The 24,736-nt window shown below is 60.9% G+C and carries 25 protein-coding genes, 1 tRNA gene and 1 pseudogene; 15 read left to right on the forward strand and 12 right to left on the reverse strand.

Going from position 1 to position 24,736, the window contains the following annotated elements:
* The 3 genes and pseudogenes from ACJ8OK_RS22120 to gloB form a co-directional block, all read right to left on the reverse strand.
* Positions 1-67, reverse strand: a pseudogene (locus ACJ8OK_RS22120) (IS200/IS605 family transposase); the annotation flags it as partial.
* A gap of 162 nt (positions 68-229) precedes the next feature.
* Positions 230-1,612: a murein transglycosylase D gene (mltD, locus tag ACJ8OK_RS22125; protein ID WP_004930188.1), complete on the reverse strand. Its 1,383-nt coding sequence runs from the start codon at positions 1,610-1,612 to the stop codon at positions 230-232.
* Positions 1,613-1,683: 71 nt separating this feature from the next.
* On the reverse strand, positions 1,684-2,439 hold the full coding sequence (gene gloB / locus ACJ8OK_RS22130) for a hydroxyacylglutathione hydrolase (protein ID WP_442531046.1): 756 nt from the start codon (positions 2,437-2,439) through the stop codon (positions 1,684-1,686).
* A gap of 44 nt (positions 2,440-2,483) precedes the next feature.
* Between gloB and ACJ8OK_RS22135 the strand changes: the two genes are divergently transcribed.
* Positions 2,484-3,203: a class I SAM-dependent methyltransferase gene (locus ACJ8OK_RS22135; protein ID WP_004930191.1), complete on the forward strand. Its 720-nt coding sequence runs from the start codon at positions 2,484-2,486 to the stop codon at positions 3,201-3,203.
* On the opposite strand, the gene rnhA is transcribed toward ACJ8OK_RS22135, so the two are convergent.
* On the reverse strand, positions 3,200-3,667 hold the full coding sequence (gene rnhA, locus ACJ8OK_RS22140) for a ribonuclease HI (RefSeq protein ID WP_004930193.1): 468 nt from the start codon (positions 3,665-3,667) through the stop codon (positions 3,200-3,202). The genes ACJ8OK_RS22135 and rnhA overlap by 4 nt on opposite strands.
* A gap of 72 nt (positions 3,668-3,739) precedes the next feature.
* On the opposite strand from rnhA, the gene dnaQ reads away from it, so the two are divergent.
* A complete protein-coding gene (gene dnaQ / locus ACJ8OK_RS22145; protein ID WP_004930195.1) occupies positions 3,740-4,483 on the forward strand; it encodes a DNA polymerase III subunit epsilon in 744 nt (247 codons plus the stop codon).
* 144 nt (positions 4,484-4,627) lie between these two features.
* Positions 4,628-4,704, forward strand: a tRNA-Asp gene (locus ACJ8OK_RS22150).
* 105 nt (positions 4,705-4,809) lie between these two features.
* Here the strand turns inward: ACJ8OK_RS22150 and ACJ8OK_RS22155 are convergent.
* Positions 4,810-7,050: a TonB-dependent siderophore receptor gene (locus ACJ8OK_RS22155; RefSeq protein ID WP_442531047.1), complete on the reverse strand. Its 2,241-nt coding sequence runs from the start codon at positions 7,048-7,050 to the stop codon at positions 4,810-4,812.
* Positions 7,051-7,285: 235 nt separating this feature from the next.
* Between ACJ8OK_RS22155 and ACJ8OK_RS22160 the strand changes: the two genes are divergently transcribed.
* Positions 7,286-8,164: a siderophore-interacting protein gene (locus tag ACJ8OK_RS22160; protein ID WP_004930199.1), complete on the forward strand. Its 879-nt coding sequence runs from the start codon at positions 7,286-7,288 to the stop codon at positions 8,162-8,164.
* A 60-nt stretch (positions 8,165-8,224) separates the two neighbouring features.
* On the opposite strand, the gene hpxZ is transcribed toward ACJ8OK_RS22160, so the two are convergent.
* The 4 genes from hpxZ to ACJ8OK_RS22180 are packed head-to-tail and all read right to left on the reverse strand — an operon-like array spanning position 8,225 to position 11,811.
* A complete protein-coding gene (gene hpxZ / locus ACJ8OK_RS22165) occupies positions 8,225-8,614 on the reverse strand; it encodes an oxalurate catabolism protein HpxZ (protein ID WP_033634117.1) in 390 nt (129 codons plus the stop codon).
* A gap of 3 nt (positions 8,615-8,617) precedes the next feature.
* Positions 8,618-10,012: an AtzE family amidohydrolase gene (locus ACJ8OK_RS22170; RefSeq protein WP_049277497.1), complete on the reverse strand. Its 1,395-nt coding sequence runs from the start codon at positions 10,010-10,012 to the stop codon at positions 8,618-8,620.
* On the reverse strand, positions 10,009-10,200 hold the full coding sequence (hpxX, locus tag ACJ8OK_RS22175; protein ID WP_033634115.1) for an oxalurate catabolism protein HpxX: 192 nt from the start codon (positions 10,198-10,200) through the stop codon (positions 10,009-10,011). Before hpxX ends, ACJ8OK_RS22170 begins: the two co-directional genes overlap by 4 nt.
* Positions 10,201-10,224: 24 nt before the next feature.
* Positions 10,225-11,811: a gamma-glutamyltransferase family protein gene (locus tag ACJ8OK_RS22180; protein ID WP_033634114.1), complete on the reverse strand. Its 1,587-nt coding sequence runs from the start codon at positions 11,809-11,811 to the stop codon at positions 10,225-10,227.
* Between the two features lie 142 nt (positions 11,812-11,953).
* Here ACJ8OK_RS22180 and ACJ8OK_RS22185 point away from each other — a divergent pair, with 142 nt between their 5' ends.
* The 7 genes from ACJ8OK_RS22185 to hpxK all read left to right on the forward strand — a co-directional run bounded on the left by ACJ8OK_RS22185 (position 11,954) and on the right by hpxK (position 18,391).
* Positions 11,954-12,793, forward strand: coding sequence for a MurR/RpiR family transcriptional regulator (locus ACJ8OK_RS22185; RefSeq protein WP_033634154.1), 840 nt, complete (start codon positions 11,954-11,956; stop codon positions 12,791-12,793).
* Positions 12,794-13,009: 216 nt separating this feature from the next.
* Positions 13,010-13,801 carry a transporter substrate-binding domain-containing protein gene (locus ACJ8OK_RS22190; RefSeq protein WP_033634113.1) on the forward strand — a complete coding sequence of 264 codons (792 nt, stop codon included), beginning with the start codon at positions 13,010-13,012 and terminating at the stop codon, positions 13,799-13,801.
* A gap of 12 nt (positions 13,802-13,813) precedes the next feature.
* A complete protein-coding gene (locus ACJ8OK_RS22195) occupies positions 13,814-14,479 on the forward strand; it encodes an amino acid ABC transporter permease (RefSeq protein WP_033634112.1) in 666 nt (221 codons plus the stop codon).
* On the forward strand, positions 14,479-15,135 hold the full coding sequence (locus ACJ8OK_RS22200; protein WP_060558617.1) for an amino acid ABC transporter permease: 657 nt from the start codon (positions 14,479-14,481) through the stop codon (positions 15,133-15,135). The genes ACJ8OK_RS22195 and ACJ8OK_RS22200 overlap by 1 nt, the downstream gene beginning before the upstream one ends.
* A complete protein-coding gene (locus ACJ8OK_RS22205) occupies positions 15,116-15,859 on the forward strand; it encodes an amino acid ABC transporter ATP-binding protein (RefSeq protein ID WP_033634110.1) in 744 nt (247 codons plus the stop codon). Before ACJ8OK_RS22200 ends, ACJ8OK_RS22205 begins: the two co-directional genes overlap by 20 nt.
* 46 nt (positions 15,860-15,905) lie before the next feature.
* The gene (locus ACJ8OK_RS22210; protein WP_033634109.1) at positions 15,906-17,150 is read left to right on the forward strand and encodes a pyridoxal-phosphate-dependent aminotransferase family protein; all 1,245 of its coding nucleotides are present in this window, start codon (positions 15,906-15,908) and stop codon (positions 17,148-17,150) included.
* A complete protein-coding gene (hpxK, locus tag ACJ8OK_RS22215; protein WP_060558620.1) occupies positions 17,147-18,391 on the forward strand; it encodes an allantoate amidohydrolase in 1,245 nt (414 codons plus the stop codon). The genes ACJ8OK_RS22210 and hpxK overlap by 4 nt, the downstream gene beginning before the upstream one ends.
* Here hpxK and ACJ8OK_RS22220 read toward each other — a convergent pair whose 3' ends face one another.
* Positions 18,392-19,165 (reverse strand): amidohydrolase, encoded by a 774-nt coding sequence (locus ACJ8OK_RS22220; protein ID WP_033634107.1) that lies wholly within the window; start codon positions 19,163-19,165, stop codon positions 18,392-18,394.
* The gene (locus ACJ8OK_RS22225) at positions 19,153-20,313 is read right to left on the reverse strand and encodes a pyridoxal phosphate-dependent aminotransferase (RefSeq protein WP_048326838.1); all 1,161 of its coding nucleotides are present in this window, start codon (positions 20,311-20,313) and stop codon (positions 19,153-19,155) included. Before ACJ8OK_RS22225 ends, ACJ8OK_RS22220 begins: the two co-directional genes overlap by 13 nt.
* Before the next feature lie 164 nt (positions 20,314-20,477).
* Between ACJ8OK_RS22225 and ACJ8OK_RS22230 the strand changes: the two genes are divergently transcribed.
* Genes ACJ8OK_RS22230 through ACJ8OK_RS22240 form a run of 3 tightly spaced genes read left to right on the forward strand, consistent with a single transcriptional unit; the run spans position 20,478 to position 22,317 of the window.
* Complete coding sequence (locus tag ACJ8OK_RS22230; protein WP_033634104.1) at positions 20,478-21,092, forward strand: methylthioribulose 1-phosphate dehydratase; 615 nt, start codon at positions 20,478-20,480, stop codon at positions 21,090-21,092.
* Positions 21,089-21,778: an acireductone synthase gene (gene mtnC, locus ACJ8OK_RS22235; protein WP_021505012.1), complete on the forward strand. Its 690-nt coding sequence runs from the start codon at positions 21,089-21,091 to the stop codon at positions 21,776-21,778. Before ACJ8OK_RS22230 ends, mtnC begins: the two co-directional genes overlap by 4 nt.
* The gene (locus ACJ8OK_RS22240) at positions 21,775-22,317 is read left to right on the forward strand and encodes a 1,2-dihydroxy-3-keto-5-methylthiopentene dioxygenase (protein ID WP_442531048.1); all 543 of its coding nucleotides are present in this window, start codon (positions 21,775-21,777) and stop codon (positions 22,315-22,317) included. Before mtnC ends, ACJ8OK_RS22240 begins: the two co-directional genes overlap by 4 nt.
* A 17-nt stretch (positions 22,318-22,334) precedes the next feature.
* On the opposite strand, the gene mtnA is transcribed toward ACJ8OK_RS22240, so the two are convergent.
* Complete coding sequence (gene mtnA, locus ACJ8OK_RS22245) at positions 22,335-23,363, reverse strand: S-methyl-5-thioribose-1-phosphate isomerase (protein WP_033634103.1); 1,029 nt, start codon at positions 23,361-23,363, stop codon at positions 22,335-22,337.
* Positions 23,364-23,509: 146 nt separating this feature from the next.
* Between mtnA and mtnK the strand changes: the two genes are divergently transcribed.
* The gene (gene mtnK, locus ACJ8OK_RS22250) at positions 23,510-24,709 is read left to right on the forward strand and encodes an S-methyl-5-thioribose kinase (protein ID WP_033634102.1); all 1,200 of its coding nucleotides are present in this window, start codon (positions 23,510-23,512) and stop codon (positions 24,707-24,709) included.
* The last annotated feature ends 27 nt before the right edge of the window (positions 24,710-24,736 follow it).

Genomic DNA, 24,736 nt, shown 5'->3' on the forward strand with positions numbered 1-24,736 from the left:
TCGGCGTCCACACCAGGTGGTATTTGCAACGCCAGAACACATGTGATGAACTCCTGTATAAACCCATGTTGGTGATTTCCTTCTTACTTGTGGTGAGTAAGCTGGAATATTCCGGCATGTGTTTCCTTCAGGCTAGAGCCTCACAGGTTCAATCACCACCTCCTTAGGAGGTGGTTTAAGGCTTACAATAAAAAAGCACCCCGAAGGGTGCTTTTTTTGTGCCGAACATTTAAGTATCCGGCGTTAGCTTGTTGCCGACAAACAGGGTCAGCTTCAGACCTGGCTGCAGGTTGCCTTTGGCGAGCGTTGAATTCCAACGCATCACGTCGTTAATATCGACGCCGTGACGACGTGCGATACTGGCGAGCGAATCACCTTTACGAACCTGGTAGGTGATACTGCTGTTACTGCCAGTATTGCTGGCCACTTGCAGGGTTTGCCCAACTTTTATGGCGCTCTTGGCGCGTAAGTTGTTCCAACTCTGCAAATCGCTGGTCTTAACGTTCAGCCGCTTGGCAATGCCCGATAAGGTGTCGCCGGAGCGCACTTTATACGAACTGCCACCGGTCAAACCGCTGTTCTTCGCCAACTGCGTCGTTGGCTGAGTCACGGCGATCTGGCCATCGGCCAGCGAGTCTTTCAGTTGCTCGGCATGTCCTTTGGGAACCATGATGTAATGGGGCCCGTTGGGTGCCGTAACGCCTTTTTTGTAGCCTGGGTTATACGCTTTCATCTTGGTGACTGAAAGCCCTGCCATCTCAGCCGCCTGAGTCAGCTGGATCTGCTGTCCGACATCGATACGCGCCAGCGCACGGGTTTCATCCGTTTTCGGGAGTTTCACGCCGTACTTCTTACTGTTCTTGATGATGTCGCTCAGCGCCAGCATTTTCGGGACATAGATTGACGTTTCACGCGGAAGCGACAATGCCCAGAAATTGGTTGGCTTACCCTGGCGTTTGTTTGCCTTCACCGCTTGCATCACGCGGCCTTCACCACTGTTATAGGCGGCTACGGTCAGTAACCAGTCGCCGTTAAACATGCGGTTCAAGCGCTGCATCATGTTAAGCGCAGCGGTTGTCGAGGCGACGACATCGCGTCGGCCGTCATACCACTGATTGTTTTTCAAACCATAATTGCGACCCGTTTGCGGCACGATTTGCCATAGCCCTGCGGCGTTGGCACTTGACGTGGCGTGTGGGTCAAAAGCGCTCTCCACTATGGGTAGCAGTACCAGTTCCATCGGCATATTACGTTTCTTAATCTGCCCGACTATCCAGTACATGTACGGCTCTGCCCGTAATGTTACATCGTGGAGATAGCTCTTACTTTTTAAGTACTTTCTTTTCTGATCACGGATCCGGGAATTTTCCGGAACCTCCATCTTCAGCTCGTCGCTAATGAAGTTCCACAGGTCCTGTTGCGCGGCGGGACTGTTGTTATCCAACCACCGCGCCGAGCTCGCTCGGCCATTTGCTGTGTACTCTCCTGCTTCACCATCTTGACCAGCCGAAGACAAACTCTGTGCATGCTGTTCTGGCGCCGGTGCGTCCTGCCTGGACGACTGGCAACCCACTAGCAAGACCGAGGCGAGAAATATCGCTTTAGCCTTCATGTGTGTGTCAATGTAGTTGCTTAAAAGACGAGCAATAATACTTTGCTTCGCCAAATAACACAACTAAAAGCTTAGAAGTTATCTTTCCGCAGGCGTAATTCGGAAAAAACTGAATGAAGGCTTTTCGCTGGTGAATTAAAGCCTAATTTCTTTTGTAAATCAGTGTCATGGCAACGTAAAAACAGGTTAATTTTGCGCTCTAATTGCAATGTAGTCGGCACGCTGGCTTGGCCTTTTGCCCTTAACGCTTCAACATGTTGTTGATATGTTTCAATCTCTCGATCTTCCGGCAAAATAGCCCGCGCAAACTTAAGATTTGAAAGAGTATATTCATGCGCGCAGCAAATTAAGGTGTTATCGGGAAGTTGCGCGAGTTGTTGAAATGAGTCGTACATTTGTTTGGCGGTACCTTCAAACAGCCTGCCGCAGCCAGCGGAGAAAATGGTGTCGCCGCAGAACAGATAAGGGGCACTATAGAATGCCACATGGCCCAGCGTATGGCCGGGAACGGCGATAGTCCTGTATTGGCGGCCATCGATATCAAAGGTATCGCCGTCATGGACGATGTGGTTGGCGCCTTTGTCCGCGGTTTCCTGCGGCCCATAGACGGCCAGGCCAGGGTACTGCGCGACAATCTGCGCCACGCCACCGACGTGATCGTGGTGGTGGTGGGTCAGCAGGATCGCCGACGGCGCCAGTTGCAGGCGCTGCAGCGCCTCGAGCACCGGCCGCGCTTCACCCGGATCGACGATAATGCAGCGCCCCTGCCGGTCATCCAATAACCAAATGTAATTGTCCTGGAAGGCGGGAATGCTGATAAGATTCATGGTGTACCTCTCGTTGGCAACGGCTTGAAAGAAGATAATAAATCATGAAACCAGCCCATACTCTACAAAAGCTCACCGGCCCGCAGTCCTGGGCTGAGCTGCCGTGGGGGGAGTATTATCGTGAAGCGCTCGAGCGGCAGTTGCAACCCTGGTGGCCCAAGCTGTTCGGTTTCCATCTGTTGAAGATGGGCATGCTCAGCGCCGAGCTAGCCACGGATAAATGCGCAATCTCCCATCAGGTTAACGTAGGGCTGGAGGGGGAGGGGCTGCAGGTGGTCGCCGACGCTTATCAACTGCCGTTTGCCGCCAAGTCGGTAGATGCCTGCCTGTTGGCGCATACGCTGTCCTATGCGGACGATCCGCACCGCATGCTGCGTGAGGTGGACAGGGTGTTGATCGACGACGGCTGGTTGGTCATCAGCAGTTTCAATCCGTTCAGCCTGCTGGGGTTGGGCAAGCTGGCGCCCGGGTTGCGTCGTCGCCAGCCCTATGTCAGCCGCATGTTTACCCAGATGCGGCTGCTGGATTGGCTCAGCCTGCTGAATTACGAGGTGTTGCACCAGGCGCGTTTTCACGTACTGCCGTGGCACCGCAAGGGCGGCAAATTTTTATGCACCCATTTGCCGGCGCTGGGCTGCATGAGCGTGATTGTGGCGCGTAAGCGCACCTTGCCGCTGACGCCTACGCCGATGAAACTGGGGGCGAGAAAGCCGTCTCTCAGCCGCGCGGTGGGCGCGACCAAGAGCTATCGCAAGCTGCCTTAGGCTTCCGGTTGGTAACCGACGTCTTCCTGCGTCGGTTTACCGGCCGCTTCGCGCGCCAGCACGTCACAACGTTCGTTCTCCGGATGGCCGGCGTGGCCCTTGACCCATTCCCATTTCACCTCGTGGCGCTGAATGGCCTGATCCAGCCGCTGCCACAGATCGACATTTTTGACCGGTTTTTTGTCGGCGGTTTTCCAACCGCGTTTCTTCCAGTTATGGATCCAACTGGTGATGCCCTGGCGCACGTACTGGCTGTCGGTGCTGAGCGTCACGGCGCAGGGCACGGTCAGCGCTTCCAGCGCCACGATCGCCGCCATCATTTCCATGCGGTTATTGGTGGTCAGACGGAATCCTTCGCTGAAGGTTTTTTCCGTCTGCTTATAGCGCAGTATCGCGCCGTAGCCACCGGGGCCGGGGTTGCCAAGGCAGGAGCCGTCGGTGAAAATTTCTACCTGTTTGAGCATCTCTGGTAGACTCTTCCTATCAGTTTTATAAAAGCCAAGTCTGACATAAACGAGCGCTGTGAGCACTGCAATATGATCTCTACAACCACCAGACAGATTGTCCTCGATACCGAAACTACCGGTATGAACAAGCTTGGGGTGCACTACGAAGGGCACCGCATCATCGAAATCGGTGCGGTGGAGGTGATTAACCGCCGCCTGACCGGGCGCAACTTCCACGTATACATCAAGCCGGATCGGCTGGTGGATCCGGAAGCCTACGGCGTACACGGCATCAGCGACGACTTCCTGGCCGACAAGCCGACCTTCGATCAGGTTGCCGAGGAATTCCTCGACTTTATCCGCGGCGGCGAGCTGGTGATCCATAACGCGGCGTTCGATATCGGCTTTATGGATCACGAATTCCGCATGTTGCAGCAGGGCATCCCGAAGACCGAGACCTTCTGCACCATCACCGACAGCCTGTTGATGGCGCGTCGCCTGTTCCCGGGCAAGCGCAACAACCTCGATGCCTTGTGCAGCCGTTATGAGATAGACAACAGCAAGCGTACGCTGCACGGCGCATTGCTCGATGCCGAGATCCTGGCGGAAGTTTATCTGGCGATGACCGGCGGTCAGACCTCGATAGCGTTCCAGATGGAGGGGGATACCCAGCAAAATGACGCCGCGCAAGAAATACAGCGCATTGTCCGCCCGGCGACGGCGATGAAAGTGGTCTACGCCAGCGACGAAGAAGTGAAGGCGCATGAGGCGCGTCTGGATCTGGTGGCGAAGAAGGGCGGTAGCTGCCTGTGGCGCGGAGCGCCGGCGGAATAACGGCGTTTTTGCGTGAAAAAACCTCACCGGATGAATCTTCGTTGAAAAACTGTGCAAACGGTTCATTTGCGGAGAAAAAGGCGTTGACGGAACCGAGAGGCGTCCGTAATATGCGCCTCGTTCCCCCGCAAGAGGGAATGGCGCGGAGCGGTAGTTCAGTTGGTTAGAATACCTGCCTGTCACGCAGGGGGTCGCGGGTTCGAGCCCCGTCCGTTCCGCCACTATTCAGAAGCCCTGAGTTAGCGATAACTCAGGGCTTCGTCGTTTCCGTTCTCTGAAAAACGGCGCGGCCCAATGAACGGGGCCGGCAGACCGGCCCCTTATTCTCAGAATAACACCGAATAGTTCAAGCCGAAGGTGCGTCCGCGGCCTTTATAGCTGTACAGCTCAGGCGATCCGTAGGTCGGGCTGTACAGGATCGGCGCGCGTTGGCCCCAAACGGTGGTGTATTCCTTGTCCAGCAAGTTTTCCACGCTGAAGCTGATTTTCCCTACCGGCAGGGTATAGCTGCCGAGGAAATCGAGGGTGTTGTAGCCATCGATTTTGCGGCCCTGGGTGGAATTGGCCTTGGTGTAATCGCCATCGTCCGACACGTCGAAGGTTTGCTGCGACTGTAAACGCAGATTCCAGTCGCCCGGCGCCCAGCCGACATAAGCGGTGACTTTCGAAGGGCTGGCGGTATCGACCACCAGCTTCTTCCATTCGCCATTGACCTTGGTTTCGGAGCGGATAACGTTGAAGTTGGTGCCGGCGCTCCAGTCGCTGTCTTCAAAGAAGTAGTCCACCGCCCCTTCCAGTCCATAGATGCGCCGCTTATCCGCATTGACGTTAATGGTCATGTCGGTTTTGTTGATGGCGATGCTCTTGTCGGACAGCGAGTAGTAGGCGGCGATTTGCGTGCGCAGGTTATCGTCGGTATAGCGCCAGCCCAGCTCGTAGGCATTGACCTTGATGCCTTCCAGCTTGGAGTCGCCGACGTTGACACTCTTCAGCAACTGGTAATGTCCGCCGTTCAACGCGTAGGTGCCGTTACCGTAATATTTGCCCGGATCCGGGATCTCAAAGCCCTGAGAGAAGTTGAACCAGGTTTGCTGGCGCTCGGTCAGGTGCGCCAGCAGGCCGGCATTGAACAGCGCGTTGTTGTAGTCGGTTTTCCCGCCCGGTATAGCGTCGGCGGACGTCGCGGCGCCGGTGGCGATTGCCTGCTGCTGGTTATAACCGACGAAGTCATCAATCTTGTTTTCGGTGTACTGATAACGCACGCCGCCGCTCAGGGTGAAGATCGGGTTGATGTCGTAGCTGGCCTGCAGGAACGACGCCAGGTTGCTGGTGGTATAGCTCGGGTAGCGGCCGGTGCTGTAAGCGTTCTCCAGCGTCATGCCGCCCGACTGCTGAGCCTTCGCCAGGTTGAAGAACTGCTGGTTGGCGTTGAAGCTTTCATGCTCGGCGTCAATGCCGTAAGTCAGCGTCAGTGCGTCGACAGGTTTGCTGTTTAACGTCAGCTTGCCACCGTAGAAATCGGTTTTTTGCTGCGAAGCGCCAATGCTGCTGACGTAATAGTTCGGCGCTTTGCCCGCCAGCGTCGGGAACGGGTAGAAGGTCAACGTTTCGTCGCGGTAGTAGACCTGCGCCACCAAATCCTGGCCGAGGAAATCAGTGTTGGAATACTGCAGGTTGATGAGATGTCGTTCGGTGCCGGGGATGCGATCGGAGTTTAAGTTACCGCTGTTATATGCCTTGGCATTGCCGGTCACCGCCGCAAAGTTCTCTCCCAGGAACAGGCCGTGATCGCCGTCGGATTGGCTTTTGTAGTATTGGGTGGTCAGCTGCAGCTGTTGATGATCGTCGATGTTGAGGGTGCCGGTGCCCATCACGTCGAGGCGATCGGAATACTGCAGGCCGGTTTGGGTATTGTCGATCAATACCTCATTGCCTTTGCCGTCATACCAGTCGCCATAGCGCTGGTAAGAAACGGACAGGCGCCCAGAGGCATTGTCGTTGCCGCCGCTGACCGCCGCCGCCACGTTCTCGTCGTGATCGTTATGGCCGCCAAAGCCGGTTTTACCGCCGACCTGCAACTCGACCTGCTGTTCCTGTTGTCCTTTTTTGGTGACGATATTGATCAGGCCGCCGGTGCTGCCGCCGCCGTACAGCGAGGTCGCGCCGGAAATCACCTCGATATGATCGATATTGAACGGATCGATCGAATCCAACTGGCGGCTGTCGCTGCGCGATGAATTCAGGCGCACGCCGTCAATCATCACCATCATCGAGCGGCCGCGCATATTCATGCCATAGTTGGTGCGGCCCTGGCCGCTGACGTCCATGCCGGGGATCAGCTGCGCCAACATGTCCTTGATCTCTTTGCCGCCCTGAACCTGCTGTTCGATCTCCTGGCTTTCGATCACCCAGGTGGTCTGCGCCATTTCCGCCGTGCTGCGGTGTGAACGGCTGGCGGAGACCACCATCTGCTCTTCGGCGCCGGCTTTCTGATCTTCTGCCCAAGCCGTTGGCGCAAGCATCGCCAGCAGACAAGGATTCAAAACCCAAAGGTGTTTGCGTTTCATCGTTATTTATTTCCCAGGTGATATTGTTATTGCGTTATTTTTTGAGAATGATTCTTTTATCAATAACGTTTCTTGTTATCAATAAAATCATGATATGATTTTTTGCGATACATTAACGTAATTAATTAGTTTTATTAACATTTTACCCGCTGCGCGATCGAGCAACCCACGCCGTCAACACGGCAGCCGATCGGCCATACGTTCAAGCGACAGCCGTTGCCGGAGAATCGAGAACATGTCCGCCAGCTACAGAATTTTTGATATCACCTTGAAAAGCAAAACGCTGATTTCACCTTCGCTGGTGCGCTGCGTGTTTGAAGGTGCGGATATTCATCGGATGAAGTTGGAAGCGCCGGATCAGCGCATCAAACTGTTGTTCCCGGCGGCGGACGGCCAGATCCCGCAGTTGGCCAATAGCCCGGACTGGTATGGCGATTACATGGCGATCCCCAAAGAGCGACGCCCGGTGATGCGCACTTATACGCTGCGTGCGCTGCGCCGTGAGCAGAATCAGATGGACGTCGAGTTCGTGCTGCATGGCGTGAACGGCCCGGCCTCCGCCTGGGCGACTCACGCCGAGCCGGGTGATGCCATCCAGACCGTCGCCCCCAACGCTGACTTCGACGGCGACAGCGGCGGCTACGAATGGGCGCCGCCGGCGCAGTTGCAGCAGGCGCTGTTGATCGCCGATGAAACGGCCGTGCCGGCGGCGATGGGCATTCTGGAGCAATTGGCGCAGCAGACCAATCCGCCGCGCGTGCAGGCGTTCTTCGAAGTGCCGCAGGCGGGGGATTGCCTGGATTTGACCCGCTTCCCGTTCGCCGAGGTTTACTGGCTGCCGCGCGATGTGGGCCGCCAGTTGGCGCACGGCACGTTGCTGGTGGAAGCGGTGCGCCAGCGGGTGGATATTCCCGCTTCGGCGTGCGCGCAAGCGCAGTCTCTGGCGGAAAGCAGCCTGAGCGATGAGGTGTTGTGGGAGCGGGCGGCGGGCGGCAACGCTTTCTATGCCTGGGTGGCGGCCGAGTCTTCGGCGGTGAAAACCCTGCGCCGTTATCTGATCGGCGAACGCGATCTGGACCGCGCTACCGTTAACTTTATGGCCTACTGGTGCTGAGTCGGCCGCTGTCGCCGCGCGATTGCATCATGGGTTCTACCGCCTGGAGCCCTGTGAAGGCTAAGGCGCGTCGAGCAGGCTGACGTGCGCCGCTACGATGCGCCAGCCACAGGGCAGTTTGACCCAGGTTTGCATTTGCCGCCCCCTGCGATTGCTGCCCGGCCGATGAAATTCCGTGCTGGCCACCGCCATATCTTCACCAAAAGTCGTGATTTGGGTGTTTTCCAACAGCCGCTCCAGTCCGTTGGCCGGGCGCCGTTGACGAAAATCGCGGATCTCGTCGATACCGTAGAGGCTTTCGGTGGCGCCATAGCGCACCGTGCGCGCGTCGTGCCAGAACAACTCGTCCAGCACATCGATGTCATTGCTGATTAACGCCTGCTCATAGCGGTAAAAGGCGGCGTTGACCTCCGCCAGCACCGCCGGCCGATCGATATGTTCATTGTTCATTGATTACTCCTGTTTGCAGACGCAAGTGGCGATGCCGGCGCATTCCAGCGCATAGGCGGCGCGCAGCGCCAAATCTTCGCGCCACGGCGGGGCGATCAGTTGCAGGCCGATCGGCAGACCGGACGCGCTTTTCAAAGGAACCGTCACGACCGGCAGGCCAAGGAAGGAAATCGGCTGCGTCAGCAGGCCCATACTGGCGCGGATCGGCAGATCGACGCCGTTGATGCGCATCGTTTCCTGGCCGATCGGCGTGGCGCTGCATGGCGTCGCCGGGGCGATCAAAATGTCCCAGTGCTTGAACAGCGGCGCGGCTTGCCGGCGAAACGCGTGACGAAAGCGCTGTGCCTGCAAATACCAGGTGGCGGGGAGCATGGCGCCGGCCAGCAGTCGTTCTCGCGACAGTGGCTCGAAGCGTTCGGGTTGGCTGCGCAACTGCGGCAGATAGCGATGGCCGCCCTCTGAGGCGCTGAGGATAAAGGCCGCCGATCGAGCCAGCTCGGCCTGCGGCAGCTCGACTTCGGCGCTGGCTGCCAGCGCTTGCGCCACCTGGTTGACTGCGGCTTTGGCGTCATCATTGCACCATTGCAGGAAATAGCCGCCTAACACGGCGCAGCGCAGGTTCTGGCTGCCCTGCGTCAGCAACGTTTCGGTGCGGGTAATCGGCCGATCGCTCTGGAACGGATCTCCGGCGTCGATGCCCTGCATCGCGTCATACACCGTCGCGAGATCGTGCACCCGGCGGGCGAACGGGCCGATGTGATCCAGGCTGTCGACAAACGGCTGGCTGCCGCTGCGCGAAAGACGGCCGAAGGTCGGTTTCAGACCATAAATGCCGCACAGCGAGGCGGGCACGCGTATTGAGCCATTGGTGTCGCTGCCGAGCGAAAAGGTCACCAGGCCGGCAGCCACCGCTGCGGCCGAGCCGCCCGAAGAGCCGCCGGCGATGCGTCCGAGGTCATGCGGGTTTCGGGTGGCGCCGTAATGGCTGTTCTCGGTGGTGAAACCGTAGGCGTAGGCGTCCATGTTCAACATGCCGCAAAGCAACGCGCCTTGATCCGCCAGCCGGGAGACGCCCCAGGCGTCGCGGCCGGCCGGTGGCCGCTCGCTGAACAAGCGGGCGCCGGCCAGCGTGGTTTCACCGGCGACGTCGAACAGGTTTTTTACCGCATAGGGAATGCCGGCCAAAGCGGGCAGCGTTTGCCCAAGCGCGCGCGAACGGTCGAGGCGATCGGCTTCTTTTTGCATGCGTTCCCGGGTGATGTGCGTAAAGGCGTTCAGCGCGGGATTCTGACGGTCGATGTGATCGAGCGTATGCCGGACGATCTCGCGCGCCGAGAGCGCGCCGCGTTCAAGGGCCGTACGGATCTCGGCGAGCGACAGGGCGCTTAAGGGGTTCATGGGCGATATACCCCTGCGATTTCCTGGCGCGGATCCAGCGGTAAGGCCATCAGCGGTTCGGCCAGCGCGGCGATGCGTTCGATCTGTTTCAACAGTTCCCGGCGGCGGACATCGTCCAGTTCAACGGCCAGCACGGTTTCCATCTGGTGGATATAGGCCGCCCAATCGGCGGCGTGTTGATTGTTCATAAGCGATCCCGATAAACAAGAGAGTCAGAAGCCGGCGGCGCTGCCGTTGCTTCGTGGATCGAAAGCGCCTTCGAACATGCCGTTGGTGTGGCGTACGATGGCGCCGGCATGGCCGACCGTTTCGCTGAACGCCGGCAGCAGTTCAACGGCGTGGCCGCGCTGTCGCAGATAGTCGAGGGTCGCCGCGTTAAAGCGCCCCTCCAGCTTCAACGAGTCCGAACTTTCGCCCCAGGTTCGCCCCAGCAGCCAGCGCGGCGCGCTGATCGCCTGCTGCAGCGGCAGCCCTTGCACCACATGCCGCACGAATAACGCCGCTTGAGTCTGTGGCTGGCCGTCACCGCCCATCGAGCCGTAGATCAGCGTGCGTCCGTCATACAGCCGGGCGGCGGCCGGGTTCAGCGTATGGAACGGCTGCTTGCCCGGCGCCAGCGCCAGCAGATGATCGGCGTCCAGGCTGAAAGAGGCGCCGCGGTTTTGCCACAGGACGCCGCTGTTCGGCAGAACCACGCCGCTGCCGAATTCATGGTAGATGCTCTGAATGAAGGAGACCGCCAGCCCGCTGCTGTCCATCACCCCCATCCAGACCGTATCGCCGGGGCCTTTGCCCTGGCCCCAGTCGGCCGCTTTTTGGCCGTCGATGCGCCCGGCCAGCCTATCCAAATGGTCGGCCGCCAGCAGCGCTTGCGGATCCTGCGTCATGTGGCGCGGATCGGTGATGAAACGGTCGCGCAGATCGAACGCCAGCTTGGTGGCCTCGACCACGGCGTGCACCACGGCGCCTTCGCTCTGTCCGACCAGCGGCAGGCGGTCGGTCAGCCCGAGAATGGCAAGCGACACCAGCCCTTGGGTCGGGGGAGCCAGATTGAATATTTCACCTTTTTGGTGTTCCAGGCGCAGCGGAGGACGGCGGCATGGCCGATAACTCGCCAGATCCTGAGCGGTAAGCGGCATGCCCAACATCGCCATGTCCGCCGCCATGCTTTCAGCCAGCGGGCCGCGATAAAAACTGTCGAGCCCGTCCTCACTCAGTGCGATCAGCGTATCGGCCAGCTGCGGTTGGCAGAATCGTTGGCCGGCAAGCGGGATCTTTCCCTGCGGCAGGTAAATGCGGGCGAAGGGGGCGAACTCCTCCAGCTCGTGGCGTTTGCTGCGCGTCGCCGCCTCTTGGGAGGCGGTGACCGGAATGCCGTCGGCGGCGTAGCGTATGGCGTCGGCGAGCAGCCGCGACAGCGGCAGCGGCGTTTCGCCCAGTTCGGCCGAATAGGCCAACGCCTCCTGCCAGCCGCCGACGGTGCCGGCCACGGTCAACGCCGCTTTTGGGCCGCGCTGCGGGATGCGGCTTTCTCCGGCGTACAGCGCCGGCGTCGCCAGCGAGCCGGCGGCGCCGCTGGCGTCGATGGTCAGCGGCTCGCCCTGCGGCGGCACGATCAGCCAGAAACCGTCACCGCCGATGCCGTTCATGTGCGGATAGACCACGGCGATGGTCGCGGCGGCGGCCACCATCGCCTCAATGGCGTTGCCGCCTTCGCGCAGCACCGCCAGCGCGCTTTCGCTGGCGAGATGGTGTGGCGTGACCGCCATGCCCTGTGGCGCGGTATTGCTGTTAATCATGTTTCTGCCCTTGTCTGAGGTGAGCGTTTGGATAACAGAAGCAAGAGGCGTTCCACTTTTAATCAGGACGATTAATTGCTTGTCAGTGAGGGGCCGGGGCGTGCTATGTTCCGGTGAAACAAAAGTTACAGCGAGAGTGATGATGCAGCCCTTCGATGAACGCCTGCGCAACGAATATCCGCAATTGGCGCCGCAGGAACAGCGCGTCGCCGACTTTATCCTCGATCATTTCGATGACCTGATCAGTTACAACAGCGCCGAGCTGGCGCGCTTGAGCGGGGTTTCTAAAGCCACGGTCAGCAGGCTGTTCAAGCGGTTGGGGTATCGCAGCTACAAGGACATGCGCGCTGAGCTGCGCACCCTGCGCCAGAGCGGCATGCCGGTGACCGACGAGAGGCATGCGGTGCAGGGCAATACGCTGCTGGCGCGGCATTACAAGCAGGAAATGGCTAACCTCTCGCACTGGGTGAGCCATCTCGATGTGGAGCAATTCGGCGCGGTGATCGCCGCGCTGGCGCGGGCGCGGCGGGTCGCGCTGCTGGGATTTCGCAACAGCTATCCGATAGCCATGCATCTGCGTCAGCAGCTGATGCAGGTGCGGGAGCGGGTGCTGCTGATGCCGCAGCCCGGCCAGACGCTGGCGGAGGAGCTGGTCGATCTCGCGCCGCAGGATATGGCGGTGGTGGTGGCGTTTCGGCGCCGGCCGCGTCAGCTCAAGGCGATACTGACGCAGCTGCAAACTCGCCGGGTGCCGACGCTGTTGATCTGCGAACCGCAGGCGCAGGCGCTGATCCCGCTGGCGGACTGGCATTTGGCCGCCTCGCTGGACAGCGTCTCCGCCTTCGACAGCTATTCAGCCGCCATGAGCTTATGTAACCTGCTCAGCAACGCCCTGCTGCATGAGATGTTGGAGCAGGGGCGATCGCGTATTCATCATATTGCCGGTCTGTATCAGGATTTGGACGAACTGGAACCGCGCTAACCGGCGCTTTTTTGGTGCTGATGCACATTTTTGGTGCAGCTCTGGCCTGCCTGCCTTCCCTTTCTCCGTCGCCGGCCCGCTGAGGCCGGCAGGTTTTTTCTCGTTAATCAGCGCCAGTTAAGGCATGGGTTCGACGTATTTTCGATTGGCACATTAGTTGCAGAGGTTGTGGTGTAAGAATCTTTTGTTTCATCTTTTCACCATCGGGGATACGCTATGAACATCAAAAAAACGCTGTGGACGGTTTTCACCGGGATCGCCTTGCTGGCGCAGGCCGCGCCGACCATGGCGGATCAATTGCAGGAGATCCGGCAGCGCGGCGTCCTGCGCGTGGCGGTGCCGCAGGATTTCCCGCCATTCGGCTCGGTGGGCACCGATCTGCAGCCCCAGGGTTATGACATCGATATGGCGCGTTATCTGGCCGATAAGATGAAACTTAAGTTGCAGTTGGTGCCGGTCACCAGCGCCAACCGGGTGCCTTATCTGCAGACCAATAAAGTGGATCTGGTGATCTCCAGCCTGGGCAAAAATCCGGAGCGTGAAAAGACCATCGCCTTCAGCCGCGCCTATGCGCCGTTCTTCCTGGGGGTCTTTGGTCCGAAAGACGGCGCGTTGGCGAACATGGCGCAGCTCGATGGCAAGACCGTCGGCGTCACGCGCGGCGCGGTGGAGGATATGGTGCTGAGCGACGGCGCGCCTAAAGGGGCGCAGATCAAGCGTTATGAGGATAACAACACGACGCTGTCGGCCTATCTCTCCGGGCAGGTGCAGTACATCGCCACCGGTAACATGGTGGTGAGCGCCCTTGCGCGCCAGAATCCGGGCAAGGCGCCGGCCGCCAAGTTCATGTTGAAAGATTCGCCGTGCTTCGTGGGGTTGCGCCAGGGAGAACCGGCCTTGAAAGCCACAGTGGATGCGCTGATTGGACAGGCGCTGGCGGACAAGACGCTGAATGGCCTGTCGGAGAAATGGTTGAAGGCGCCGCTGCCCGATGGTTTTGGCGCATAACGGGAGCGGCGGATGACCTATCAGCTGAATTTCTCCGCGCTCTGGCCCTACATGCCTGAGCTGTTGGCGGGGTTACTGACGACGATGGCGCTGACGGCGCTGGCGACGTTGATGGGGGTTGCGTTGGGCATTTGCGGCGCGGCGATCCGCAGCGGCCGGGCCGGCGCGCTGAGCCGCCTCTGGGGCGTTTACGTCGAAGTGGTGCGCAACACGCCGTTCGTCGTGCAGTTGTTCTTCATCGTGTTCGGCCTGCCGAGCCTGGGCTGGAAACTGACGGCCGGGCAGGCGGCGCTGCTGGCGATGGTGATCAACCTTGGCGCCTACAGCACCGAAATTATTCGCGCCGGCATTCAGGTCACGCCGAAGGGGCAGTGGGAAGCGGGACGCGTGTTGGGGCTCAGCCGCAGCCAGACCTTTTTACGCATCGTACTGCCGCCGTCGCTGCAGCGTATTTATCCGGCGTTGGTGAGCCAGTGCATCATCGTGATGCTGGGATCCTCGGTGGTGTCGCAGGTCTCGTTCGAAGAGCTGACCTTCGCCGCCAACCTGATCCAGTCGCGCACCTTCCTCAGCTTTGAAGTCTATCTGGTGACGGCGCTGCTTTATCTGTTGTTGTCGCTGTTGATGCGTCAACTGTTGCTGGCCGCCGGGCGGCGTTTTTTAGGGAGCCGAAACTGATGCTGACGTTTACCGATTGGGACATCGTGCGCAATCTGCTGTTGGCGGCTCGCTGGACGCTGCTGCTGTCGTTGACGGCGTTCTTCGGCGGCACGCTGGTGGCGCTGCCGCTGGTGCTGATGCGCCTGAGCAAGCGCCGCTGGGCAATGCGTTTTGTCCGCGTTTACGCGGAACTGTTTCAGGGCACGCCGCTGCTGATGCAGCTGTTTTTAGCGTTTTTCGGTCTGGCGCTGTTCGGCGTCGACGTCAGCCCATGGACCTCGGCCGCGCTGGCGCTGACGCTATTCACCAGCGCTTTTCTGGTGGATATCTGGTCCGGCAGCATCGCCGCCTTGCCGAAAGGTCAGTGGGAGGCAGCCCGTTGTCTCGGGCTGAGTTTCGCGCAGACGCTGATGCGCGTCATCACGCCGCAGGCGGTGCGTATCGCCATTGCGCCGACCGTCGGTTTCTCGGTTCAGGTGATCAAGGGCACCGCCTTGGCGTCGATCATTGGCTTCGTCGAGCTGACCAAGGCCGGCACCATGCTGAACAATGTGACTTATCAGCCCTTCAAGGTGTTTGGTCTGGTCGCGTTGGGCTATTTCCTGATGTGCTATCCCTTGTCGCGTTACAGCCATTATCTGGAGAAGAAATGCCATGCCGATCATCACCATTAATCAGGTTCAAAAATATTACGGTCAGAATCATGTGTTGAAGGGCGTGGATCTGGATATCGACATGGGACAGGTGGTCTCGATCATCGGCCGCAGCGGGTCTGGTAAAAGCACGCTATTGCGCTGTATCAACGGGCTGGAAGGGTATCAGGAAGGGAGCATCAAACTGGGCGGCATGACCATCACCGAACGCGATTCGCAGGCGCGTGAAATCAGCCGCTCGATTGGCATGGTGTTTCAGAACTTTAACCTGTTCCCGCATATGACGGCGCTGGAAAACGTGATGCTGGCGCCGCGCCGGGTGCTGAAAAAAAGCGCTGCCGAGTGCCGCGAGTTGGCCGAACAGATGCTGAACAAGGTGGGATTGGGTGAGCGCATGCATTACGCGCCGGCCAACCTTTCCGGCGGGCAACAGCAGCGGGTGGCGATCGCTCGGGCGCTGGCGATGAAACCGAAGGTGTTGCTGTGCGATGAGATCACCTCGGCGCTGGATCCCGAGCTGGTGGGTGAAGTCCTGAAGGTGCTGGAACAGTTGGCGCGAGAGGGCATGACGCTGATTCTGGTCACTCATGAAATGAGCTTCGCCCGCGAGGTGGGCGACCGGGTGGTATTCATGCACCAGGGCAAGGTGTGGGAGCAGGGAAATAGCCGCACGCTGTTCGCCAATCCGCAAACGCAGGAATTGAAACAGTTTATCGCTTCTGTGCGCGGGTTGTCAGAAGCCTGATCTCGGCAAATAAAATGACAAGTTATTAAGCTGGTAAGGAAATAACATGCTAACTACTCCGCAGTTCGAACAGATTAACCCGCCGGCGCGCCTGTTGATGGGGCCGGGGCCGATCAACGCCGATCCGCGCGTGCTGCGCGCCATGTCGAGCCAACTGATCGGCCAGTACGATCCGGCAATGACCGGTTACATGAATCAGGTCATGGCGCTGTATCGCGCGCTGTTCCGCACCGAAAACCGCTGGACGATGCTGGTGGACGGCACCTCGCGCGCCGGCATCGAGGCGCTGCTGGTTTCTGCCATTCGTCCGGGCGATAAGGTGCTGGTGCCGGTATTCGGCCGCTTCGGACATCTGCTGTGCGAAATTGCCCGCCGTTGTCGCGCCGAGGTACACACGATCGACGCGCCGTGGGGCGAGGTGTTCAGCGCCGATCGCATCGAAGACGCGATTAAGCGGGTGCGCCCGCGTCTGCTGCTGACGGTGCAGGGCGACACGTCCACCACCATGCTGCAGCCGCTGCATGAGCTGGGCGATATCTGTCGCCGCCACGGCGTGCTGTTCTATACCGATGCGACGGCGTCCTTTGGCGGCAACCCGCTGGAGACCGACGCCTGGGGGCTGGATGCGGTCTCCGCCGGGCTGCAGAAGTGCCTGGGCGGCCCTTCCGGCAGTTCGCCGGTCACCCTCAGCCCGCAGTTTGAAGAGATCGTGCGCCGTCGCAAATGCGTGGAGGAGGGGATCCGCACCGCCGAACATGCCGACGGCGACGACGAGATGATCTACTCCAACTATTTCGACCTCGGCATGATCATGGATTATTGGGGGCCGGAACGCCTGAATCACCATACCGAAGCCACCAGCATGTTGTTCGCGGCGCGAGAATGCGCGCGGGTGATCCTCGAGGAAGGGCTGGATCAGGCCATTGCCCGCCACCGGCTGCATGGCGCGGCGATGCTGGCGGGCATCCAAGGCATGGGGCTGGCGGTGTTCGGCGATCTCGAGCACCGCATGAATAACGTGCTCGGCGTGATGATCCCGCCGCAGGTGCACGGCGAGCAGGTGCGGCAGATGATGCTGAACGATTTCGCCATCGAAATCGGCACCTCGTTCGGCCCGCTGCAGGGCAAGATCTGGCGCATCGGCACCATGGGCTACAACGCGCGCAAAGATTGCGTGCTGCAAACGCTGGCGGCGCTGGAGGCGGTGTTGAACCGGTTGGGCTTCGCCACGCAACAGGGGGAGGCCCTCCAGGCGGCCTGGAAGCTGTACGATGCAGGACGGCCAGAATGACGCCGCAGGAGGCGCAGCAAGCCGCCGCGCGGGTGATGGCGCGCTGTGACGAGCTGGCGGCGATCAGCGCGGAGCCCGGTAAACTGACGCGTCTTTATTTGTCTGCGGAACATCGGCGCGCCAACGTTCTGGTGGGCGAATGGATGCGCGAGAGCGGCATGCGGGTGTGGCAAGACAGCGTCGGCAATATCTGTGGCCGTTATGAAGGGCTAACGCCCGGCGCCCCCGCGCTGCTGCTCGGTTCGCATCTGGACACGGTGCGCAACGCCGGGCGTTATGACGGCATGCTCGGCGTGCTCACGGCGCTGGAAACGGTGGCGCAATACCACCGCCAGGGGCGCCGTTTGCCGCTGGCGCTGGAGGTGATCGGCTTTGCCGACGAAGAGGGCGCTCGCTTTGGCGTGACGTTGCTGGGCAGCCGCGGCTTGACCGGCCAATGGCCGCAGGAATGGCTGGCGCAGACTGACGCGGATGGGGTGAGCATCGCGCAGGCCATGCGCGACTTTGGGCTGGAGCCGACGGCGATCGCGCAGGCGCGCCGCGCGCCGCAGGAAATCCGCGCTTATCTGGAATTGCATATCGAACAAGGCCCATGTCTGGAGGCGGCCGACCTGGCGCTGGGCGTGGTGACGGCGATCAACGGCGCACGTCGGCTTAACTGTGTCTTTAGCGGGGATGCGGGGCATGCCGGTACGGTGCCGATGGGGCAGCGCAAAGACGCGCTGGCGGCCGCGGCGGAATGGATAACGGCGGTTGAAACGTTGACCCGCGCCGCCGATCCGCATCTGGTGGCCACCGTCGGCTGCATCGAGAGCCTGCCGGGCGCGGCCAACGTGATCCCGGGCGAAGTGCGATTGACGCTCGACGTGCGCGGCCCGCAGGATGCGCCGCTGGCGGCGCTGTTGGAGATGTTGCTGGCGCAGGCGCAGACGATCTGCGCACGCCGCGGAGCGCGCTTCGCCAGCGAGGAGTTTTACCGCATTGACGCCACCGCCTGCGATAGCGATCTGCAGCGCCGCTGGCAGGCTGCCGTCGAGCAGGTTCAGGGGCAGAGTCTGGCGCTGCCGAGCGGCGCCGGTCATGACGCCATCGCCGTGGCGGCGCAATGGCCGGTCGGCATGCTGTTTGTGCGTTGCGCCGGCGGCGTCAGCCATCATCCGGCCGAAGCGGTGCGGCAGGCGGACGTAGCGCTGGCGATCCAGGCCTATTGCCTGACGATCGCCGGCTGGGACCGCGTTTAATCAGTCAAGACGCAGAAAGCTGTCGGCGTCGCGCCAGGCCGGGAAGGCGCTGCGGTAACTTTGCAGGTTTTCCAGCGACAGCTCGGCGTCTAGCCGCGCGGCCGCGCCGGGCTCGGCATCCGCCAGGATCTCGCCCTGCGGGCTGATGATCAGGCTGTCTCCGCTGTAGTTCAGGCCGTTAGGGTCTTCGCCCACCCGGTTGCAGCCCGCCACATACACCTGATTTTCAATCGCCCGCGCCGCCAGCAGCGTTTGCCAATGGCGGCTGCGCGGCGCCGGCCAGTTGGCGACGTACAGCGCCAGATCGTAATCCTGCTGATAGCGCGCCCAGACCGGGAAGCGCAGGTCGTAGCAGATCTGCGGCAGGATGCGCCAGCCGCGCCACTCGAAGATTTCACGCCGGTTGCCGGCCTGGTAGTGCAGGTGTTCGCCGGCCATGCGGAACAGATGGCGTTTGTCATAGGCATGCACCTGGCCGCCCGGCTCCACCAGCAGGAAGCGATTGACCGCGCCTTCGGCGGTTTTCAGCGCCACGCTGCCGCCGATCAACGCGTGGCTTTTCACCGCCCAGCCGTGCAGCCAGTCGATCACCTGCTGTTCGGGCAGGGCGCTCTCGCCGGCATCCATGGCAAAACCGGTGGTGAACATTTCCGGCAAGACGATGAGATCGCGCCCGACGATCGGCGCCAGCAACGCGTCGAAGGCGGCCAGGTTAGCGAGGCCGTCGCGCCAGACCAGCGGTTGCTGCAACAGGGTAATTTTTAAAGTCGACATAACCGCTCCGCAGCTGCATCCAGCGTGGCGTCCTGTTTAGCGAAGCACAGCCGGATCAATTTATGAGGGAAAGGATCGGCACAGAAGACCGACAGCGGAATGGCCGCCACGCCCACGTGCTCAGTTAACCAATGGCAGAACGCCACATCGTCCAGATCGGAGATGGCGCTGTAGTCCGCCAGCAAGAAGTATGTACCGGCGCAGGGTAAAATTTCCAGTCGGCTGCTCGCCAGCGCCTGCACAAAGCGATCGCGCTTGGCGCGATAGAACGCCGGCAGCTGTCGCCAGTGCTCCGGTTCGGTGCGCAGGCTATCCGCCAGCGCCAACTGCGCCGGAGTATTGACCGAAAAGGTCAGGTATTGATGCACCTTGCGCACCTCGGCGCTCAGCGCGGCGGGCGCCACGCAGTAACCCACTTTCCAGCCGGTCATGTGGAAGGTTTTGCCGAAAGAGGAGACCGCGATCGCGCGTTGGCGCAGCTGCGGGTGGGCCAACACGCTGGCGTGGCCGCCTTTGGCGAAGCAGATATGTTCGTAAACCTCGTCGCTGAGTACGTAGATTTCGCGTTCGGCGATGGCGTGCCACAGCTGCTGCATGTCTTCCGCCTGCCAGGCGGTGGCGGACGGGTTGTGCGGCGTGTTGACGATCACCAGGCGGGTGCGCGGCGACAGCGCGGCGGCGAACCGTTGCCAATCCACGGCAAACGCGGGCGGCTGCAGGGCGAGGCGTTTGAGTACGCCGCCGGCCAGCGTCACCGCCGGCGCGTAGCTGTCGTAGCTCGGATCGAAACAGACCACCTCATCGCCGGGGCGCACCAGCGCCGTGATGGCGGCGAACAGCGCTTCGGTAGCGCCGGCGGTGACGGTCACTTCGGCGGTGGCGTCCGGCTGCCAGCCATACAGCTCGGCAGTTTTGTCGGCGATGGCTTCGCGCAGCGCCGCCACGCCGGTCATCGGTGCATACTGGTTGGCGCCCTGGGCGACATGCCAGGCCAGGCGTGCTTTCAGGTAGTCCGGCCCGTCGAAATCGGGGAAGCCCTGCGACAGGTTGATCGCCTGATGCTGCTGCGCCAGCGCGCTCATCTGGGTGAAGATGGTGGTGCCCAGGGCAGGCAGTTTACTTTCGGGAATCAATGCGGAAGTGCTCATAGCAGGTGAATACTCCAGGCGCTTATATTGCCGTCAATATAACACGATGCTAGTATTTGGCAATCAAGACGCTTAGATGGCTAAATGAGAAAAAGTGCTTAGCCTGTCGCGCAGCCGGCTAAGCCTCACCTGCTGACCGCTATACCGAACGGGAAACGATAACAATGACGGAGAATCCGCAACTTACCGCATTACTGGCGGTCTGCCACTGGATTGGCGACAAAGGCTGGTGTCCGGCGACCGGCGGCAACATGTCGTTGCGCCTCGACGAACGCCAGTGCCTGGTCACCGAATCCGGCAAAGACAAAGGCAGCCTGAGCGCCGCCGATTTTCTGCGGGTGGATATTGCTGACAATCACGTGCCGAGCGGCCGTACGCCATCGGCGGAAACCGGGCTGCATACGCTGCTCTATCGCTTGTACCCGCACCTTGGCGCGGTGCTGCATACCCATTCCGTCAACGCCACCGTGTTGTCGCGGGTGGAACGCGGCGATGCGTTGGTGCTGCAGGGGTACGAAATGCAAAAGTCGCTCGCTGGCCAGCGCAGCCACCTGGACAGCGTGGCGATTCCCATTTTCGATAACGATCAGGACATCCCCCGGCTGGCGGCGCGCGTGGCGGCCTATGCCGAGGTCACGCCGCTGCAGTACGGTTTTCTGGTGCGCGGCCACGGTCTCTATTGCTGGGGAAGCCAGGTGGCGGAAGCCCGCCGCCATCTCGAAGGGCTGGAATTCCTGTTCCAGTGTGAACTGCAACGTCGTTTGCTGGAGGCGAAATGATCCGCGCTATCGTGACCGATATTGAAGGCACCACCAGCGATATTCGCTTCGTGCATCAGGTGCTGTTTCCCTATGCCCGTGAACGGCTGGCGGATTTTGTTCGCCGTCACGCCACGGAGAGCGAAGTCGCCGCGCCGCTGGCGGCGCTGCGCGCTGAAATTGACCAGCCACAGGCGGATCTCGACGCTCTGATCGCCGCGCTGTACCGCTTTATGGATGAAGACCGCAAATCCACCGCGCTCAAGGCGTTGCAGGGCATCATCTGGCGTAGCGGCTATCGCGAAGGGGATTTCCGCGGGCATCTGTACCCGGAGGTCGCGGGGCAGCTGGCCGCCTGGCAGCGTCAGGGGCTGCAGCTTTACGTCTATTCCTCCGGTTCGGTGGAGGCGCAGAAGCTGCTGTTCGGCCACAGCGACGCCGGCGATCTGCAGCCGCTGTTTAGCGGCTATTTCGACACGCACGTCGGCGCCAAGCGTGAAACCGCGTCGTACCGCAACATTGCGCAGGCTATCGGCATCGCGCCCGACGAACTGCTGTTCCTGTCCGATATCCACCAGGAGCTGGACGCGGCGCAGGCCGCCGGCTGGCATACCTGCCAGCTGATCCGCGATGAGGCGGACGCACAAAGCCGGCATCCACAGGTCAGCCGTTTTGATCACATCGATTTAGGGGAGTTTGTCTCATGAGTGGATTGACCATTTTCAGTGATACAGCGCCGCAGCAGCTGCTGTGGCAGAGCCGCGACGCGCAGGAAATCCAGCGCCAGCTGGCGCAGATCGGCGTGCGCTTTGAGCGTTGGCAGGCGGATCGCGAGCTGGGCGACAATCCGCAGCCGGAGGCGGTGATCGCCGCCTACCAGCATGAGATCGACCGGCTGGTGGCGGAAAAGGGCTACCAGAGCTGGGACGTGATCAGCATGCGACCGGACCACGAACAGCGCCAGGCGCTGCGTGAAAAATTCCTGTCCGAACATACGCACGGCGAAGATGAAGTGCGCTTTTTCGTTGAAGGGGCGGGGCTGTTTTGCCTGCATCTGGACGGCAAGATCTTCCAGATCCTGTGCGAAAAGAACGATCTGATCTCAGTGCCGGCCAACACCCGCCACTGGTTCGATATGGGCTCGGCGCCGCACTTTACCGCGATCCGGGTGTTCGACAACCCGGAAGGCTGGGTGGCGCATTTCACCGGCGACAAGATCGCCGATGCCTATCCGCGTCTGGACTGATCGTTAACCGGCGGGCGTTAACCCAGCGTCCGCCGGAAAATCCCCGCTTCAACCTGTTGCGGCGTGATCACGCCGCTGTCGAACACCCACCCGCTGATGAGTTTTGCCGGCGTGACGTCGAACGCCGGATTGTAGACCGGCGCCTCGGCCGGCGCCCACTGGCAGGCGCCGAAGCTGCCTGAAACGCCGGTGACTTCGGCTGCTGCTCGCTGCTCGATCGGGATGGCGGCGCCGTCCGGACAGTGCGGATCGTGGGTGGTGTGCGGGGCGGCCACGTAGAATGGAATGCCATGGTAGTGCGCCAGCACCGCCAGGCTGTAAGTGCCAATCTTGTTGGCGACGTCGCCGTTGGCGGCGATGCGATCCGCGCCGACCCACACCGCATCGACCTGGCCCTGCGCCATCAGGCTGGCGGCCATCGAATCGCAGATCAGGCGATAGGGAATGCCCAGCTCGCCCAGTTCCCAGGCGGTCAGACGGCCGCCCTGCAGCAGCGGCCGGGTTTCATCGACCCATACCTGTTGCACCTTGCCCTGCTGGTGGGCGCGCAGCAGCACGCCAATGGCGGTGCCGACGCCGGCGGTGGCCAACCCGCCGGTATTGCAGTGGGTCAGCAGGCGGCTGCCGGGCTTGACCAGACCAGCGCCGCGATCGGCGATGCGATCGCACAGCAGGCGATCTTCCTCCACCAACCGCAGCGCTTCGTTCACCATCGCCGGCGCCCAGTCAGGCTCCGCCAGCGCCAGCTTCATGCGATCCAGATTGTTCATCAGGTTAACCGCCGTCGGGCGGGCGGCGCGCAGCGTGTGCAGCGCCTGCTCCAGCTCGGCGCGCGTCAGACCGCGTTCCGCCAGCAGCGCCAACAACAGGCTGGCGGACAGCCCGATCAGCGGTGCGCCGCGCACCCGCAGGCTGTGAATGTGCCCGACCAACTCCTCCACACTGTCGCAAGCGCGCCACCGCTTTTCCTGCGGCAGGGCTTGCTGATCGAGGATCCAAAGGCGGTTGTCCTGCAGGGTCAAACTGGTGGTGTTAAGCGCTTGCATCGGCGGTTAATTCCTTGTTGCGAGGTTATTGCATCTGAAACGCTATTCTGCCAACATGACTTCCAGATGTATAGACGTCCAAATGCTTTTACGTCTAAATAAACAGAATCGCTGGGGGCAGCGAGAGAGAACAGAGGGGTTGGGGAATGTCGCTTTATCGTACGTTTACGGCTGCCGATGCCGTTGAATACGCCCGCCAATACGGGCAGGTGGCCGATCCGCAGGCGCTGGTCAGCGCCGACGAGATCGGCGACGGCAACCTGAACCTGGTGTTCAAGATCCGCGATCGCGAAGGCGTGAGCCGGGTGATCGTCAAACAGGCGCTGCCCTACGTGCGCTGCGTGGGCGAATCCTGGCCGCTGACGTTGGATCGGGCGCGCATCGAAGCGGAAACGCTGTTGATCCACGGCGGTTTCTGCCCGCGGCATACGGTAAAAGTCTTGCATCACGATCCCGAGTTGGCGGTGATGGTGCAGGAAGATCTCTCCGATCATCGCATCTGGCGCAGTGAACTGGTGCAGGGGAACTATCATCCGCTGGCGGCCGGGCAGCTGGCGGAATACCTGGCGCAGACGTTGTTTCACACCTCCGATTTTTATCAGCCGGCGCAGCAGAAAAAGGCGGAAGTCAGCCGCTTCACCAACCCCGAGCTGTGCCAGATCACCGAAGATCTGTTCTTTACCGATCCCTATATCGACCATGAGCGCAATCAGTTCGAGGCGGCGCTGTTGCCGCAGGTGCAGGCGCTGCGTGAGGATGCGCCGCTGAAGCTGGCGGTCGCCGGCCTGAAACACCGCTTCCTCAGCAAGGCGGAGGCGTTGTTGCATGGGGATATCCACAGCGGTTCAATTTTCGTGGCGGAAGGGCGATTGAAAGCGATCGACGCTGAATTCGGTTTCTACGGCCCGATCGGTTTTGATGTCGGCACTGCGTTAGGCAATCTGCTGCTCAACTATTGCGGCCAGCCTGGGCTGTTCGGGCCGCGCGACGCCGCCGCCGGGCGCGAGCAGCGTCTGCAGGATGTGCGCGAGCTGTGGCTGATCTTTGCCGATCGTTTCCTGGCGCTGTGCCATCAGCAAAGCCGCGATGCGGCGCTGGCGACGCCGGGTTACGCCGAGCAGTTCCTGCTGCAGGTCTGGACTGATGCGATAGGGTACTGCGGTACCGAGCTGATTCGGCGCACTATCGGCCTGGCGCACGTCGCCGATCTGGACAGCATCGCCGACGCCGACATGCGCCTCGGCTGTCAGCGTCATGCGCTGGGCTTGGGGCGCACGCTGATCGTCAATGCGCCGCAGATCGAGCATATCGATGCGCTGTTGGCGCGTATTCGTCAGCAAGGCTGAAAAGGCGGGTGCTCGTGGATCCTGCCT

The sequence above is a fragment of the Serratia sp. CY71090 genome (genome assembly GCF_052166845.1).
GTDB classification, from domain to species: Bacteria; Pseudomonadota; Gammaproteobacteria; order Enterobacterales; family Enterobacteriaceae; genus Serratia; species Serratia nematodiphila.